This is a genomic window from Occallatibacter riparius (assembly GCF_025264625.1).
GTDB classification, from domain to species: domain Bacteria; phylum Acidobacteriota; class Terriglobia; order Terriglobales; family Acidobacteriaceae; genus Telmatobacter; species Telmatobacter riparius.
The window spans coordinates 1,420,161-1,437,599 of the sequence record NZ_CP093313.1 but is presented as its reverse complement, the minus strand read 5'-3'; the positions used below and the strand labels follow the sequence as shown (position 1 = coordinate 1,437,599).

Genomic DNA, 17,439 nt, shown 5'->3' with positions numbered 1-17,439 from the left:
AGACGGATATTCTTATCACCAAATGAGACGGGTTGTTATTTCACATATGCAATTTCGAGCATCCAGGAAGCATGAATGCAAATTACCGTAGTTCTACCTATGCTAGGATCCGGTGCGAACCCTCCACCCCATCCTTCGTTTATTGTTCAACTTGGCCGCCCAATTAGACCGTCGAATCCGGCGAAGCTGGTCCCGCGATTCCATCTGAGTGACCAGCGTAATTAAAGGTCCGGTTTGAGTAACCGGTTCTTTACGAAATTTGTCCTTGCCAAAACCCCGCGGCTGCGCAATCCTTAAGGAGCGTTTCTGCAGCGTTTTCGATTAGATCTTTTGGGTTAAACCACGGTCCCTCGGGTGCCTGGAAGTGTCAGCGCATGCGATCTGGTTTCAGCGGGGCTCGTTCCGGTATAGAAACTTCACCTGAGTACGAGTAATTCGGCGCATCCACTCACCCGCTTGGGGACAACATCCTTGCTCATTATTCGGGGGCTTGTCAGGGCAGGAATCGGTGTCCGCATCGTTGGCTTAAACTGATAGTTTTTTGGAGAGTCAATGGCATCACCTGATGTTTTGCGACAAACCATATCTAGAACATCCTCCTCTGAGCGGCCAAGAGAAGGGGGGCAGCACTCTGCCAGTGCAGGGCTGTCGAAGGTCGGGATGTTGTGGGATGGCCTTACCGTCGTTGCCGCAACCGTGCTCGCGACGATTTTCGAGTTACATATAGGGTTGATTCCGGGCGCGAAGCACTTCTGGAAGGGCACTCTGATTCCCGGCGGCTCGTTTGGCCTCCTCATGACGCTTCTTTGCGGCTTCACTCTGGCGCTGCTCTACATAAGCCACCGCCTGAGCTTGTACAGCCCGCATCGAATCCATAATTTTCTGCATGAGCAGCGTCTCGCCGTCCAGGCATGCCTGACCGCCGGCCTGATGCTCACTGCGGCAATTTACCTGCTCCACGCGCCCGAAATTCCGCGCTCCATCGTGCTGATCACGATCGCGCTCGTCACCGCGTCCGTCAGCATCCGGCGCATGCTGTTCAGGTATCTGCAATACCGCCAGTTCGTACGGGGAGTTGGCGTCCGCCACATCCTCATCGCTGGAACCGGGCCCGAGGCGCATGAACTGCGACACCATGTCGAAACGGTCCGCAATCTTGGCTATGCTTTCAAGGGCTTCGTCGAAGTCCCCGGCCCGGGTTACCGTTCGCCCCTGACCACACCCGGAGAAGTGGTCGCAGACCTCGATTCTCTCTTCGACTACGCGCGCAAGCACTTTGTTGACGAGATCTTCTTTACCACTCCGCTCGAGCGGTCCGACATGCAGGAAGTCCTGCTCAAGGCCCGCGAAACTGGAATCGACGTCCGCGTTCTGCCTCACACCTTCGGCGGTCTGGCGCTCAACTGCCCCATCGAATACGTGGGCCAGTTCCCAACTATCCCGCTCCATCGCGGCGACCTTCCCGAGATGGCGCTCATGTTGAAGCGCGTCGTAGACCTGATCTTCTCCAGCCTGATTCTGCTCCTGATGTCGCCGCTGTTGATCGCGCTCGCGGTGCTGATCAAGCTCGGCTCGCCGGGCCCGATCTTCTACCTCTCTGACCGCATTGGCAAGCGCGGACGGGTGTTCAAGTGCATCAAGTTCAGAACCATGGTTGCCGATGCCGATCGCAAACGCGCCGAGATCATGCACCTCAACGAGCGCGATGGCGTTCTCTTCAAGGTCACCAACGATCCGCGCATCACTCCGATCGGCCGCATCCTGCGCAAGTACTCGCTCGATGAACTGCCCCAGTTCTTCAATGTGCTGAAGGGCGACATGAGCATCGTCGGGCCCCGTCCCCCCATCGGCAGCGAAGTCCGCCAGTACAAGCTCGATCACCTTCGCCGTCTCGACGTGATGCCCGGCATCACCGGACTTTGGCAGGTTCACGCCCGCCAGGATCCCTCCTTTGACAGCTACATCTCTCTCGATCTCGCTTACGTTGAGAACTGGAACATCTGGCTTGACCTGAAGATCATTCTCCGGACCATCACCGTGGTCTTCGCCGGAACCGGCTCCTAAGACTCCACCCCCAGGGGTGCCCCCGGTCCCTCGCATTTGGGGACCGGGGAGGGCTACTTCCCCTCTGCGAGTGCTCCAGTTTGGGTTCCAACGCTCTCCGTCGAGCAGGTGAGCTTTCCCGTCGCCCGTTTCATCTCCGGACTGATCGCAGCCTTGCTGCCACGCGCAACTCACATCGCGATCCCGGGTTCATCTCAAGGAACAGGCGAGCAAGATCCCGCCCCTAAGCCGCCGCGCTCTTTTGCAGGATTGCTCGTGTCCTGAAACCGTTGCGGTTAAACGAACTACCCGTAACGATTGCGGCACCTTGTACCTCCGCGGGGTTGACCTGTCATGCGCTACATCGCACACTGAAATCGAGTTACCAATCCCCGGTTACTCGCACGAGGGTTACTCGTATGAACACATCCGCACCACCACCCGGCACGCCAGGCTCCGTCGGTCAGCGCATCGATGAAGCTATTGAACTCATCCAGATGGAACTGCGCCACGCCGTCGCCTACTTGAACGACTCAGTCGTTCCGCAAGTCCGCCGCGAATCCATATCTGCTATGCGCAACGTTGCCGACACACTCCGCTCCCTGGCCGATCGCATGGAAACGAAAGCTCAGACCGGAGCGCAATCCGCAGCCGGGTCCGCCCCCCAGGCCGACCCGAAAGGACCGTCGTCCTCGAAAGGACCAGAGTCCTGACCTTCGGCTGCAACACCGGCGCCAAGCTGCACCGCCTCCGCGGCGGAGCCCTCCTTGCGCTCGTATGCGCACTGCTCGCCGGCTGCGCCCATCACAAGAAGACCAGCAAGGCTCCCCCCACCGCGCCGCCCCAGGAACTCGCCCAGCTCACCCCTCCTGCCAACCAACCACAGCGTTCCCGCGGCCGCATTCCCATCACGACAGTGCCGGCCGGCGGAGTCAGCGCGGAGGACATCGAGTACGTCAACACCCACCGCCCCATCCGCACTGAGACCGGTTACGCCACCTGGTACACCGCCTACCGGGGCCGCAAAGCCGCCAACGGCCAGATCTTCGATGACCGTGCCCTGACCGCCGCCCATCGCACCCTGCCCATGGGCTCGCTCATCGTGGTCACCAACATGAAAACCGGCCAGACCTCGGCCATGCGCATCACGGACCGCGGCCCGTTCGTCGACGGCCGCATCCTTGATCTGACCATCGCCTCGGCAAAAGCCACCGGCGTCTACCGCGTCGGCCTCGCCCAGGTCCGCATCGACGTCTACGAGACCCCCAAGCCCATCGACACCGGCGGCCGCTGGTGCGTCCAGATCGGCGCCTTCCACCGCGAGCGCGAAGCCCACAAGCTCAAGGACCAGCTTCAGCACAAATACCCTGACGCCAATGTGATCGAGTTCCCCGGCGAAGACAGCTATTGGGTCCGTATCCGGCCCCCAGGCGACAACCGCCAGCAGGCAGAATCCATTGCCCAGCGCCTTCGCCCCCAGGAAGGCGAAGCCTTCTTGACTCGCCTCGACTAGCCCTCACCTTGGATTGGTTAGCGCCCCGCCGGCTTCTCTCTATTACCAGTAGCTTTCCGCTTCGATTGCTGTCTACAATCTCTTCGTTTCTGCTGAATCCCATTGCTCGGCGCGGAGGATGACATGAGTCAATCGCGGGTCCAACTCAACTACTGGGCCATTCTCGCCGCGGCGCTTGCCACGTTCTTCCTTGAAGCCGTCTGGTACACCGCGTTCCAGAAACCGTGGCTTCAAGGCATCGCCAGCACCCGCGAGCAGCTCATGAACTCCGGAGTCAGCCCGGCCCTGCCTTACCTCACCGCCTTCGCCATGGCCGCCATCATTGCCGCCGCCATCTCCTGTACCGTGCAGCTCACCGGACCGCAGACCGCTGTGCGCGGCATCCGCGTCGGCGCGGCCGTTTGGGCGAGCTTTGTCTTCACCACCTTCGCCACCGAGTACGCCTTCGAGGTCAAGCCTGGTCTCTTCGGAATCAACGCAGGCTTCTGGCTTATCGGCATGATGCTCACCGGCGCAATCGTCGGAGGATGGCGCAGAAAGACTCCATCCGGCCTGCGCGCCGTCGTCACCGAATCCCGCGCCACGACAGCATCCAAGTAGCGGCTATCGAACTCCGGCTCCCGCAATCATTCCCGCCAGCAGCGCCGTCCTCGGCGCCAGGTGCTCCAGCGCGATCGACTCGTGCGTTGCATGTGCACCTTCCCCCACCGCTCCCATACCGTCCAGCGTCGCGATGCCCAGGGCCGAAGTGAAATTACCATCCGACGCGCCGCCCGTCGCCGCCTCGTCCAACTCCAGCCCCAAGTCCGCCGCGAGCGCCCGCGCCCGCTGATAGAGCGCGACGGTCCCTCGCGTCCGCTCCATCGGAGGCCGGTTGATTCCGCCAGTCACCGTCACCGAACACCTCTTGTCCACCGCCCTCAGCCTCGCAAACTTCTGCTCGATCCGCGCGCCGTCCGCGATCCGCGCAATACGCCCATCCACCTCGGCCCAAGCCTCTGCCGGAATCACGTTCGTCTTCGATCCGCCTGCCGCAAGCCCTACGCTGATGGTCAGTCCTCGCTTTAGGTCGGTCCAGCCGCTCACCGTCTCAACCACCCGGGCAAGCTCTCGCAGCGCGCTCGCGCCTTTCTCGAAATCCACCCCTGCATGGGCTGCAACTCCCTTGATTTCAATCCGCCAGTTGCCCGTGCCCTTGCGCGCCGTCTTGTATGCCAGCACCTGCGCCGGTTCCAGCACGTAGACTGCACTGCACTCCTGTGCCAGTTTCTCCGTGACCGGCCGCGAAACTGGACTGCCGACCTCCTCATCGCTGTTCAGCAGCAGGACCACTTCGCGATCCAGCATCCCCGCTTCGGTCAGCATCTCGGCCGCCGTCAGCCCCATCGCCACGCCCGCCTTCATGTCGAGCGTCCCCGGACCCCAGAGCCGCCCCTCCCCCACCCGGCAGGGCATTGTCTTCAGCGTACCCACCGGCCACACCGTGTCGATATGGCCCAGCAGCATCACCCGCTCGGCCGTCTTCTTCCGCGGCCCGAATCGCACCTCAATCGCGTCTCCGAAGGCTCTCTGCCGGTGCACCTTCACCCGTCCGCCCAGCGCAGTCGCATGTTCCGTCACGAGCGCTCCGCAGCCATCCACCGCATCCTTGTCATCGGAGGGCGATTCCACCCGGACCAGCCTCTGGATCAGCTCCACCAGAGCCGTTTCCTTCTCCCGCGCCCCCGCCAGCAGCGCCCGCATGGGAACACTGCTCTCCGCCACAGAACTTGTTTTCAGCAAATTGATCCTCAATCCAACAAGCGTGCTTCCCATTCTAAGCCGCGGTCCGCCGCATCGCAGAGGCCTACATCGCCTCCTTCCACCCCTTGCGGATCAGAAACCGGTTCATCGGATAGCTCGTCGCAAACCCGCAGATCATCCCTGCCTGCATCATTAGCCAATACCCGGGTTCGAACGGCGTCAGATGCGGCTTTGGGAAAAGCACAAAATACGTCAGCGCCATCCACCCGTACATCCCCACCTGGAACGCAAGGATCGACAACGTATCAGCCTTCATCGCCGCCAGCAGCGCCTGCCCCACAGGCAGCTTCCGCATCGGCTGAATGGCGAAGTACTGAAACACAATTCCCAGCGCCCATGCCGCCGCCAGATCGATGGCATATTCGGCCAGCAGAACCGAGCCCAGCAGCGTAATTCCCCCTGCCGCAATCGCAAACTCCGCGCCCACGTCCGCCAGCATGCACCCCGCTCCGCAATGGCTTGTCCCGACCGCCACCTGCCCAGCCGTCGGCTCGTCGTGTTTGGAGCCATGGTGCTCACCGCTCTTCCGCCCCAACCGGTAATACGCCCATACCGCCAGCACGCTGAAGTAGAGTGCAGAGACCGGCCACACCACGTTCATCACCCCCATTTTTTGTGGGTGTCGCGTTTCATCCGCTGCTATCCAAATCGCGCTGGCGAAGGCCAATCCAATAGAAATCCATGCAATCGTCGTGAGCAATCCGCCCCCCGTACCCGCTTTGGTACCCCGCATTCCGATGATCGGCGCGGATTTCGGGATGGCTCCGGCGTCCCGGCAACTCCTTCCGGCAGCTCGATTTGCGATCCTTGCGCCAGATCAAGTTGCTCGAAAATGGCGGTTTAGCGCACCACTGTGTTGCAAAAATGCCACACTGCTTATCTTGTAATCTGCGTCTAACCTGTTGGTAAGATCCCGAACTGAACTGTTGGAGCAGACCTTTGGCGCAACACGACCACCTGGAACAGACCATTGCCGAAGCCATCGATTTCTCAGGAATCGGTCTGCACTCCGGCGCCCAGGTCAGCATGCGCCTGCTTCCCGCGCCCGGCGGTTCCGGCGTCGTCTTCCGCCGCACTGACCTCGACAACTTCGAGATCGCCGCCATCGGCCGCAACGTCGCAAAGGTCAGCTACGCTACCAGTCTCATGCGCCAGGGCGTGCTCATCTCTACCACCGAGCACCTGCTTTCGGCCCTCATCGGCATGGGCATTGACAATGTCATCATTGAGGTCGACAACCTCGAAGTTCCCATTCTCGACGGCAGTGCGCTCCCCTACGTCGAAGCCATTCAGAGGGTCGGCATCCAGTCCCAGCGCCGCAAGCGGGAACACATCCGCATCCTCAAGCCCGTCGAAGTGCGGGAGGGCGACAAGTTCATCGGCGTCTACCCCGGCTCCGGTTACACCATCGACTACACCATCGACTTCCCGGCCCCCATCGGTCGCCAGAGCACTTCCGTTGATCTCGCCGCCGAGACCTATGGCTCCCTCATCGCCGCCGCTCGCACCTTCGGCTACAAGGCCGACGAGCAGCGCCTCCGCGATATGGGCCTTATCCGCGGTGCCAGCGAAGAAAACGCCATCATCCTTGGCAAGCACGGCCCCGAAAACGGCCCCCTCCGCTTCGGCGACGAGTATGTACGCCACAAGGTCCTCGACCTCATCGGCGACCTCGCCTTGGCTGGCCATCGCATTGAAGGCCGAGTTGTGGCTGAGCGCGCCGGCCATGCCATGCACACCGCCCTGGTCTCTTGCCTGATGAAAGACCGCTCCGCATGGGAACTGGCCCGCGTCCCGGTGCGCAGTGTCGAGGGACCGAGCGCCGTCCGGGAAGCCACCCCCCTGCACCGCCCTGTCCTTCAGGGCGTGTAGCTAGACCGCGCAGCCGCGTCAAACTTCACAAAGATCAAAGGGAACAGAAGCCTTGTGAAAGGCACGCCTTCCATCGTGCCGAGAGGCTCCATCAAAGGGCGTGGGCTTTAGCCTTGGTAAGAATGGGTTCGGCGGCTCTTCTGTCACCGACGCAGTCTCTGCGCTCCGCACTCCGCCCCGCCAGCAACACTGTCGCCGCAAACAGCATGGTGTCGCCGATGTAGTTCAGTCCCTCCACCGCCCCCGCCGGCGTCTGCATCTGGGTAAAGAACATTGGAACGTAGAAAAAGGCCGTCAGCAGCAGCAGAACAGTCCCGCAACCCGCGGCCGCCACTTGCGCCTTCCGTGGAACCATCAACCCAATTCCGGCCGCCAGCAGGCTCGCTCCCACCACGTAGGCAAGCAGCCAGCCCCCTGGCACCCACCCCGGCAACGGCTTCTCGAGCGGAACCCCAGGAACAAACCGCGGATACAAAAAGTGCTCTATCGCGTAGAACACCATCACCAACGCGACAATCCAGCGCCCAACCCGCATCAGCACCCGGCCAGTCTCTCCTGATCCCCACACGCTCCCAGCCAGCACCATCGCTCCGCCCGCGAACGATGTCTCGCGCACCGTCAGAATCCAGGAGAATCTATCGTGCAGATGCCTCGACAAACCCGGCAGCGACACCGTGATCACAATGATCAGCATCAGCAGGGAGGTTCCCATCGCCGACCAACGCACCTGCCGCCAAGCGATCAAACTCACCGCCGCTGCGACCCACGCCACGCCCACAAACCAGGTCCAGAACAAAGGTAAGGGCAGCCACAGCGGAACGATCCCCATCAGTTCCCGCGCCGCCGTGAAATGCTCCGCCGCAAACATCGCCAGCGCCACGGCCTCGAAAATAGGACCCAGCAGCAGCACACGCTTCGCTCCGCTCGCGGCTCTCCAGCGCCCCCGTGCCAGGATCAGCCCCGCTGCCAGCGCAGCCACACCTGTGGCCAGCATCCCCCATGCTTCTATCGTCATGCTCGTCTCCTGCTTGCGCCTCGGAAGGGAAGAGTCTCAGCCGGTGGATGCACACCGGCTTGGCGCAGCAGAATTCTACGCAAGTTGAAGATGAGAACGATCAGGAATGATTCAGAACGGACCGCCCGCTTCCGAGCCCGGCCCGGCAGGCCGCATACAGAAAGCTCGCCACTACGTAATAGTCGCCTCCGACCCTCCATTCATCTCGTTCGACTCCGCCGCGTGGCACTGCCGGCAGAATTGAGCTGCCTGATTATTGCCATGGATCGTGCTCGACGTGTTGTACGGCCCCCGCAGGAAGAACATTGTCGTGTAGCGCCCCCTCGGGAGTCCCGACCTGGTCTTGGGTCCCACATTCACCACGTCCATCACGTGCGGATCGTGACACGTCGTGCACACCACCACCGGCTGGTTGTTGTACTTGCCCGGTTTAACGAACATCCCGTAGTTCTTAACGAACAGGCTCGATCGCGTCCCATTCATGTTGATCACGCCCTCCGACGAGGAGCAGTCCCACCCATCCTCGCCTCCGCACGGTATCACCACGCTCAGACCCACAGGATGGTGGTTGAACAGCTCCCCGAATGGCGACCCATCCGCCAGAAACGTAGGCAAATCGTTGAACTTACCGTACGTGACGGGCACCCTTTCGTAGGCCTCGTTCTTCATGATTGCCCGGGAAGCTAGATTACCGTCGTGGCAGCTCATGCACGCTGTCACGCCCATTACGTCCGGAGTCCCGGCCGAGGGGCTCGAAGACGGAGCCTCGACATCCTGCCCGTTGTCTCCCGTGCCGATCATCTTCGCATAAAGCCCGGTAACATCCTCACCCCATAGGGCTTGCATACCTCTCTCGGCGTCAACCGTGGTAGCCGCGCCATTCCCGACCGGCCCAATGTGAGGCGCATGACAGGCCGAGCACCCCCGCCCAAAACTCAAATGGGCACCCAGCACATCGCTCGCAGGGGCCGAAATCTCCCCCCAGCCAAGACATGACCCCACCATCAACACAATCGAAACCAGCGCGATTACCTTCATCGGATGAGCGTCCTCTTAGGAGCCCATCGACCAAAAATTAGAAGAAGTTGAGCGGGGGAGCCGGACGCTGGTAATTGGGGAAGCGCGACGCCGCTGCCCAGGCGCGGTCATTAACGTGTTCCAAATCCGGACTGCAACCCGGACTGCCGCGCCCGGCAATCCCCAAGCCTCTTACAACGGCCACCACCCATTAGAGATGTGTTCTAAATCACCGTCACTTTTTGGGGGACCTTGTCTAATGATTCCGTGAACCTGACTCAGCTACGTCGGTTCAGAACTTCCCCGGCATCCTTGCTTCAGCCGCGTTCTGATACCTTCGTCTCAGTTTTCAGGCTTCGGAACCGTATGATGCCGCTCTCGCAATACGCCCCGTTCTCGCATCCGGCCCGCCGGAGACACGTCCGCCGGTGGCTTCTTCTTGCCTCCATCCTCTTTCTGTCCGTCATGTTTGCCTCCCGCGCACACGCCGCGGTTCACCCCGTCCCGCTCGACAAGAACACCGACGCGAAAAAGTGCCTCGAGTGCCATGAGGAGAAATCCAAGGGTAAGCACGTCCACACAGCAATCGCCGCTGGATGTCTCAGTTGCCATGAGATCCGCGTGAACAAGGATGTGACCCGCGTCAAGCTCATCACGGCAACTACCGGCGCTCTTTGCCTAACCTGCCACGCAGACAAGAAAGCGGCGGATATCAAAGGCAGGGTCCATCCTCCGGCCGTGCGTGACTGCACCACCTGCCACGACCCGCACAGCAGCGATAACCCGAACCAGCTGCTCAAAGCGGAGTCCGGCAGTGAGAAGGAGAACCTCTGCCTGCAGTGCCACAAGCAGGGGTTGAATGTCCCGGAAAAGGGCAGCCATCACCTCGCTCTCGATGGAGGCTGCGACACCTGCCACACCACCCACAAAACCGGTGCTGAGCCCACGCAGGAAAACCACTTCCATCTCACCAAGGCCGCCCCGGCTCTCTGCCTCGACTGCCACGATGCCAAAGACGCCGCTCTTGTGAAGGCGCACAACGGCCAGCCGTTCGCCACGGCCAACTGCACGCAATGCCATGATCCGCACCAGTCCGATTCGCCCAAACTGATGGTGAAGTTCCAGCATGTGCCCTTCCAGGGCAATGGCTGCGACACCTGTCATGCGCCCGCCAAAGACGGCAAGGTGGTGCTCACCCAGACTGACGTCAAAGCGCTCTGCGTCACGTGCCATGATGACAAGGCCAAGGCCATCGAAACTGCCAAGGTGCAGCACCCAGGCGCCGCGGGCGACTGTACGGACTGCCACAATCCCCATGCCAGCAAGCAGCCCGGCCTGCCCAAGACCGATGCAGTAAACATCTGCACTACGTGCCACAGCGACATCGACGACCTGCGCAAGAAATCGGTTCATCACCAGCCCGCCTTTGAGCAGGGATGCGCCACATGCCATACACCCCACGGCGGCGACAACGAGCATCTGCTCCGCGCCAAAGGTAACGCCCTGTGCCTCGAGTGCCACGGACCCGATTCGGCTCCCAAACACGTCGAGGGCGAGAAGCTGCTGACCATCTTCAACGGCTCAGTGAAACTGCCTGAGGACTACTACCAAAAGAACAAAGTGCCGGTTCTGCCGCTGCGCTTTGGGCTCGGCCATCCAGTCGAATACCATCCCGTTTCCGACGTGATGGATCCGAGCAACCAGTCCAGGGTTCGCACTCCGTTGAGCTGTCTATCGTGCCACCAGCCGCATGCATCGGCGCAGCCTGGGCTTCTCGTCAAAGACCAGGCTAACAACTTGGCCTTCTGCGACAACTGCCACAAGAACCGGATGAACATGAAGGAGACTACTTCCCCCGGGAAATAGCTGGAGATTCAAATGCTTCGTACTTCTTTGAACCCAACTCGCACCCGCCGCTCCGCGATTCTGCTTCTGCTCGCCGCGCTCGCTCTTATCATTCCTTTCACCGCGCGCGCAGAAAAGAAAAAGAAGGCCAATGCAGCATCGCCTGCCGTCGTAGAGGGGCCGCGGAAGTTCCCCTTCGATCCCAAAAAGCTGGCCTGGCCCAGCCCCCCCAACGTTGCACGCATCAAGTGGCTCGATTACTTTGCCGGCAGCAAGATCGACTACTCTGCACAGACCACCAAACCCAAGGCGAGCTGGATGGATCGCCTCGCCGGCGGCCAGACCGACCAGGAAAAGGCCAGCACCAAGAATTTCCCGTTTCAGCTCATCGGCCCCTACGGCATTGCCGTCGACTCGAAGGGACTGGTCTACACCGCTGATCAAAAAGTTGGCGCCGTGTTCATCTTCAATCCTGAAACTCACGACACCGAGATGATCCGCAACGGCTACGAAGCTCATTTCGGATGGATCAACGGTGTCGCCATTGACGACGACGACCGTCTGTTTGTCTCCGACGGCAAGGCGCGCCGCATCCTGATCTTCAGCCCCAAGCATGAACTGGAAGGACAGATCGCCGAAGGGTTGGTAGACCCCGTGGGACTGGCGATCGATACAACGAACCGCCTTCTCTACGTCGTCGATACCCAGCAGGACCAGGTCGTGGTCTACGACGCCGACAGCCACAAACTGCTGCGCCGCATCGGTACCGCCGGTAAGAATCACTTCCTCACTACCCCAGGCGACTTCGGCGCGCCGCAGGGAGTCGCCGTCGATTCCGACGGAAACGTCTACGTCACCGATACTCTCAACAACCGCGTCGAGATCTTCGATGCCGATGGCAACTTCATCAGCACCTTCGGCAAAGCCGGCGATGGTCCCGGATACTTCGCGCGCCCCAAGGGAATCGCGGTTGATTCCGATGGCCACATTTGGGTTGCAGATGAGATGCAGGACCGCCTGCAGATCTTCAATCGCGAGGGTCAGCTTCTTACGTTCATCGGCCAGGGTCACGGCGAGCTGCCCGGCCAGTTCAAGGCACTGGTCGGGGTAGCTGTTGATAGCAAAAACAACCGCGTTTACACGGCCGAACAGTATCCCGGCCGTCTGCAGATGTTCCGCTACGTCACCGACACTGAAGCCGCGGCAGAGAAGGCAAAGCACGAGGAAGACCAGCAAAAGGGCTCGCAGCACCATCAAAAGGCCGCCCCGGCATCTCCTGCAAAGCCTGATACAACCGCCGCAGAAAAGCCGGCAGCGCCCGCACCGGCTACTCCGAGCGCTCCGCCAAACCAGTAGCTCCCTCCAAATCCCGCAACATCATCGCAGCGGAAATCCTTATGGAAAACATATGGATTTCCGCCGCCGATTCACTATGCTGTAAACATCCCCGTAAGGCATCGAATAACTCCTTCATCTGAAAACAAGGGCCAGAAGAGACAGCGCAGTTCTTGAGCTCTCATCCTCTGCGGGACCACTCCATTTCTGAGGCCGATCCATTGAAGATTCTTATGTTGCGCATCCCTCTATGCGTTGCGAGTCTGCTTTTCGCGCTCGCTGCCGTCCTCTCGATTTCCAATTCCTTGAATGCACAGCAAACTCTGGGCGGAATCACCGGCGCAGTGTCAGACTCCTCGGGCGGTCTGCTGGCGGGCGCCACCGTCACCGCCGTCGACGAGCAGACGTCCTTCTCCAGAAGCGCCACAACCACCACCACCGGTCTATATAACTTCGTTAATCTCCCCATTGGCTCCTACACCCTGACCTTCAGCGCCAACGGATTCAACGTCCAGAAGACGCAGCACATTCTCGTGCAGGCAGATCGCACTGCCACCGTGAACGCATCGCTGCAGATCGGCCAGACCACCACCACCATTGAAGTGGACGCGGTGCCCTTAATGAACGCAGTCGATACCACCGTCGGATACGTCCTCGACGCCGCGCAGATCGACGCCGTGCCACTGGCTACCGGCAGCTTCACCGGCGTCGCCATCCTCTCCCCGGGCGTGACCGCCGAGCTATCTGGAGGCACTGGCGCCAACAGCGGCCTTGGCAACGCACCCATCTGGGCAAACGGCCAACGCGACACCAGCAACAGCTTCTCTCTAAACGGCGTTGATACCACCAACCTGTTCAACGGCAAGAGCACCAGCCAGGTGCCCTCCGCACGCGTCATCAACAGCACCGGCGTTTCCTCCTCCACCGGTGCCGGCGGCGTGATCCCGACCGTCGCTTCGGTCTACCTCTCCATCGGCAACGCTATTCCCACTCCTGCGCCGGAAACCCTTCAGGAAGTGCGCGTCAACGCCTCCATGTATGACGCCGAGCAAGGCTCAACCTCCGGCGCTCACATCGACCTGAACACCGCTTCGGGCACCAACACCATCCATGGAACTGCATACCTCAATCGCGGAACCGACTGGATCAACGCAGCCCCCTTCTTCTTCAAGCAGGATGCCGACATTCCCGACTACAACAAGGTCCCGCAGCTGCATCGCTACACAGCTGGCGGCACCCTAGGCGGCGCGCTCTTCAAGGACAAGCTCTTCGGCTTTGTCTCTTATCAGCACATTCACGCCTCTGACCAGGAGATCGGCGATTCGGTTGTCGACGTTCCAGTCGGTCTCACTGACGATCGCTCCGCGTCGGCTCTTGCCAGCCTGACCAACGCCTCATTCGGCACCAGCATCAATCCGGCGCAGATCGACCACACCGCCCTCGCTCTATTCAACTCACCTGCCCTGCCCGGCGAGCCTGGCAAGTGGCTTATCCCCAATGACGGCCTGCACGGCGCACCGCCCTCTGCCGCCCACATCGACAACGCCTTCTTGCCCGGCACTGCGCTCTTCCACGCCGACTTCGTAGTCGCCGATCTCGACTACAACGCCAGCAGCAAAGACCGGGTCGCCGCCAAATACTTCTATCAGCACGACCCAACTATCTCGCCCTATTCCTATTCCAGCGTGCCAGGGTTCACGCAGCATCTGGATGCAGGCTCGCAGGTCTTTTCCATCAACAACAGCCTCATCCTCAGCCCGAACATCAGCACAACTCAGACCATAGGCATACTGCGTGAAAAGATATGGGGCACCAACACGCAGGCCTTCGGCCCTGACGCGATCCCGGGCGGGGCCGCCGGCACCGCGTCCATCAATGTCTTTGGGTCGAAGTATTTCCCCGGCGTATCGATCTATAACGTGCTCGGTGACAACCAGCCCGCCGGTGTCGCCTCTGCCATCCTCAACATCGGCCCGAATGCAGAAGGCCAGGCGTCCAATACCGGCGTGTTTCAGAACCGTATTGCTCCTTCCGGCAACGCCGTCTGGATCAAGGGCAAGCACTCCATCAGCTTCGGAGCCAACTACAGCTACACGCAGCTCAACACCATCGATGCGCGCACCGACAAGGGCACTATCGCCACCGACGACTTCAGCCAGTTCGCCCAGGGATACGTGACTCCGGGCAGTTCGGCCACGGGCTTCTATGTCACCAGCTTCCTGCAGGGCGATGCCAATCGCTACTACCGTGCCAACCAGCTCGGCACATACCTCCAGGACAAGTTCCAGATCACTTCTACGCTTTCTCTCACGGCCGGCGTGCGCTACGACTGGGACGGCGGACTCACTGAGAAATATGGCCGCATCTTCAACTTCGATCCGTCCTCGTACAAGTACAACTCCGGCACGGACCAGATCGAAAACCCCGGCCTGATTATTGCGGGCAACAACGAAAACGGCACGCGCGGCGTAAGCAAAACAACGCTCACCGGCCGCCAGTGGGGCATCGCTCCACGCATCGGCGCCGCCTGGCAGCCCGCCATGTTCCACAGCAAAGTCGTGGTTCGCACGGGCGGGGGTATGTACTACGATCGCGGCGAACTCTTCAGCTACTTCTCGCCCGGATACGCCATCGGCACCGTGACGGGCGGCCCCTTCGGCGTCAACCAGCAGCTTCCCTTCGTCAACGTCTCAAGCTGCCCCACCACCGGCCGTTCGCTGTACGAGTACTACATTCCCACCTGCGGCGGAAATGGCGGCTTCGGCCCGCCCACCGGCCCGCCCACTGCCGAAGGCGGCAATCTTGCCAATCCCTACGGCACCACCCTGCAATACCCCGCGCCCAGCAATCCCAAGGCGTCGGACCTGGCAAACTATCTCCCCAACGCCTACAGCATTGTCAACACCGGCACCGACATGCCGGGTCTCATCAACAATGGCCAGCCCATCTCCCTCGGCGTCTACGACCGCACCAACAAGCTGCCCTACACGTTCAACTACACGCTCGATATCCAGTGGCAGCCGCGCAATGACCTCGCCTTTGAAATCGGATATGTCGGCAATGTCGGACGCCATCAGGTCGTCCCGGTTCCGTTCAACCAGCCTGAGATCGCCTCTCCCGGCCATCCCATGCTCGCCGGCACCCAGTACGAGCAGAAGTACAGCTACGGCTACAACGTGCTCGGCGCCAATCTTGATGACGGCTCGCCCTATCTCGCCACTTACGAAGGCGGCAACGTAGACCTGCGGGTTCCCTACATCGGCTACGCTGCTGAATCCATCGCGTACAGGGCGGCAGGCATCAATGCCTACAACGCCCTCCAGGCCCACCTTGAAAAGCGCATGAGCCACGGCCTGCAGGTCGGCGCGTCCTACACTTACTCGCACACCACTGATGAGCAGAGCGGGCTCGGCCTCTTCTACAACGGTAACAATCCGCTTGATCTGCGCAGCGGCTACGGCCTCGCCGACTTCGACCGCGCGCACGTCATCAACTTCAACTACGTCTTCCAGGTTCCTGACACCGCCGCGAAAGGCAGCGTTCTCGGATGGTTCGTAAACGGCTGGGGTATGCAGGGACTCACCGTTCTGCAAAGCGGCCAGCCTTACAGCGTCATCGATTACTCAGGTGCCATCGGCAGCATCTACTACTCCACCTCCAACGGAATCACCAACCCCATAGTTCCGCTGGCCAAGGGATGCAACGCCAAGAACGCGCTCACCGGCAAATCCGGCGCGTTCCTCAATGGTGACACGGCACTGAAGGTGACCTGCTTCACGCTGCCTCTCCTGCCGGCCGGCGGCATGGAGGGTGCAATTCCTTCGTCTGATCCCTTCGAGACCACCTTCACCAGTGGCCAGCGCAACATCTTCCGCCAGGCATTCCAGAAGCGCTCCGACATGTCGCTGGTCAAGAACCTCACCATCCACGAGCGCTACAACTTCCGCTACAGCTTCGACGTCTACAACCTCACCAACACCACCAGCTTCGACGTGCCCGGGAACGACGTCTCCCAGAACCAGGACTACAACCCATTCCCGGAGGCCGGTACTACCCCCCTGCCCACCGGCTGCACCGCCAACGGCTCCCAGACCAACGAGAGCTTCTATGCCTGCCCGTCGGGCCTCGGCATCGTGACCCACACCATCGGCAGCCCGCGCCAGATCCAGATGTCTCTGCATCTGCAATTCTGACCGCACCCCCTCACAGAAAGGGCGCCCGCAAGCGGCGCCCTTTGCTTTTTGCCCTGTGGACGCTACAGAACTTCACTGCACGTTGCAGAACCTGCACACCCGTGACCGCAATCACAGACCCACACTTCTGCGCGCGTTATCTTGCTTCCAGACGGCAACAGTGTCTTCCGGCCGTGTTCTTTGAACAACGAACATCGGAAGTTTACTAGAAAATTAGCTACCCCTCCCCCTGTTTTTGCTTCTCCGTATATTCGCTTTTTGGGTATCAGTTTCGGATCAAGTGATTCCAGTAGAGTAAGTTAAGTCACTATGGAAATACATAGACAGAAACCCCCAAAATCTGCCACTAAACTCCAAAACGTAACTTCGCAGTAAACACTTGAACTGCCGCTCGAGTCTGCTGATCGCCTCCTGAACCGCTCATTCCCGAAAACGTCGATCTCGAAGAATCACCGCAACACTCCGCCGGTTACGATGAAGAGCGGAGGCTGCGCCCATGCTCATCGTCCACGTTCACGTGCACGTCAAACCTGAATCTATTAAGGACTTCAAGCAGGCCACCATCGAAAACGCCACCGCCAGCATTCAGGAGCCCGGCATCGCCCGCTTCGACGTCGTCCAGCAGCAGGACGACCCCGCGCGCTTCGTCCTCGTCGAGGTCTACCGCACGCCCGAAGCCCCGGCCGCGCACAAACAGACCGCGCACTACGCGAAATGGCGTGACACGGTAGCTCCCATGATGGCCGAGCCGCGCCAGAGCGTGAAATTCACTGAGGTCTTTCCCGACGCTCAAGGCTGGTAAG

General features: G+C 60.6%; 13 protein-coding genes. 9 read left to right on the top strand and 4 right to left on the bottom strand.

The window, feature by feature from the left end; all coding sequences use genetic code 11:
- Positions 1-660: 660 nt before the first annotated feature.
- The 4 genes from MOP44_RS05680 to MOP44_RS05665 all read left to right on the top strand — a co-directional run bounded on the left by MOP44_RS05680 (position 661) and on the right by MOP44_RS05665 (position 4,156).
- On the top strand, positions 661-2,064 hold the full coding sequence (locus MOP44_RS05680) for a sugar transferase (protein WP_260794953.1): 1,404 nt from the start codon (positions 661-663) through the stop codon (positions 2,062-2,064).
- A gap of 398 nt (positions 2,065-2,462) precedes the next feature.
- Positions 2,463-2,756, top strand: a complete 294-nt coding sequence (locus tag MOP44_RS05675; RefSeq protein WP_260794951.1) for a hypothetical protein — start codon at positions 2,463-2,465, stop codon at positions 2,754-2,756.
- A gap of 203 nt (positions 2,757-2,959) precedes the next feature.
- Positions 2,960-3,556, top strand: coding sequence for a septal ring lytic transglycosylase RlpA family protein (locus MOP44_RS05670; RefSeq protein ID WP_260794950.1), 597 nt, complete (start codon positions 2,960-2,962; stop codon positions 3,554-3,556).
- 123 nt (positions 3,557-3,679) lie between these two features.
- Complete coding sequence (locus tag MOP44_RS05665; protein WP_260794949.1) at positions 3,680-4,156, top strand: DUF1761 domain-containing protein; 477 nt, start codon at positions 3,680-3,682, stop codon at positions 4,154-4,156.
- A gap of 3 nt (positions 4,157-4,159) precedes the next feature.
- Here the strand turns inward: MOP44_RS05665 and MOP44_RS05660 are convergent, their stop codons facing one another.
- Positions 4,160-5,338, bottom strand: coding sequence for a M20 family metallopeptidase (locus MOP44_RS05660; RefSeq protein ID WP_260794947.1), 1,179 nt, complete (start codon positions 5,336-5,338; stop codon positions 4,160-4,162).
- 64 nt (positions 5,339-5,402) lie between these two features.
- Entirely contained in the window at positions 5,403-5,960 is a 558-nt protein-coding gene (locus MOP44_RS05655) for a DUF4396 domain-containing protein (protein ID WP_260794946.1), read from the bottom strand.
- A gap of 338 nt (positions 5,961-6,298) precedes the next feature.
- Between MOP44_RS05655 and lpxC the strand changes: the two genes are divergently transcribed.
- Positions 6,299-7,231 (top strand): UDP-3-O-acyl-N-acetylglucosamine deacetylase, encoded by a 933-nt coding sequence (gene lpxC / locus MOP44_RS05650; RefSeq protein WP_260794944.1) that lies wholly within the window; start codon positions 6,299-6,301, stop codon positions 7,229-7,231.
- Positions 7,232-7,322: 91 nt separating this feature from the next.
- On the opposite strand, the gene MOP44_RS05645 is transcribed toward lpxC, so the two are convergent.
- Both MOP44_RS05645 and MOP44_RS05640 read right to left on the bottom strand, forming a co-directional pair.
- Entirely contained in the window at positions 7,323-8,246 is a 924-nt protein-coding gene (locus MOP44_RS05645) for a hypothetical protein (protein WP_260794942.1), read from the bottom strand.
- Positions 8,247-8,417: 171 nt separating this feature from the next.
- Positions 8,418-9,092: a hypothetical protein gene (locus MOP44_RS05640; protein WP_260794940.1), complete on the bottom strand. Its 675-nt coding sequence runs from the start codon at positions 9,090-9,092 to the stop codon at positions 8,418-8,420.
- Between the two features lie 636 nt (positions 9,093-9,728).
- On the opposite strand from MOP44_RS05640, the gene MOP44_RS05635 reads away from it, so the two are divergent.
- The 4 genes from MOP44_RS05635 to MOP44_RS05620 all read left to right on the top strand — a co-directional run bounded on the left by MOP44_RS05635 (position 9,729) and on the right by MOP44_RS05620 (position 17,438).
- Positions 9,729-11,129: a cytochrome c3 family protein gene (locus MOP44_RS05635; RefSeq protein ID WP_260794939.1), complete on the top strand. Its 1,401-nt coding sequence runs from the start codon at positions 9,729-9,731 to the stop codon at positions 11,127-11,129.
- Positions 11,130-11,141: 12 nt separating this feature from the next.
- Entirely contained in the window at positions 11,142-12,464 is a 1,323-nt protein-coding gene (locus tag MOP44_RS05630; protein WP_260794938.1) for an SMP-30/gluconolactonase/LRE family protein, read from the top strand.
- A gap of 212 nt (positions 12,465-12,676) precedes the next feature.
- Positions 12,677-16,636: a TonB-dependent receptor gene (locus MOP44_RS05625; RefSeq protein ID WP_260794937.1), complete on the top strand. Its 3,960-nt coding sequence runs from the start codon at positions 12,677-12,679 to the stop codon at positions 16,634-16,636.
- 496 nt (positions 16,637-17,132) lie between these two features.
- Entirely contained in the window at positions 17,133-17,438 is a 306-nt protein-coding gene (locus tag MOP44_RS05620; protein ID WP_260794936.1) for a putative quinol monooxygenase, read from the top strand.
- Position 17,439 lies beyond the last annotated feature (1 nt).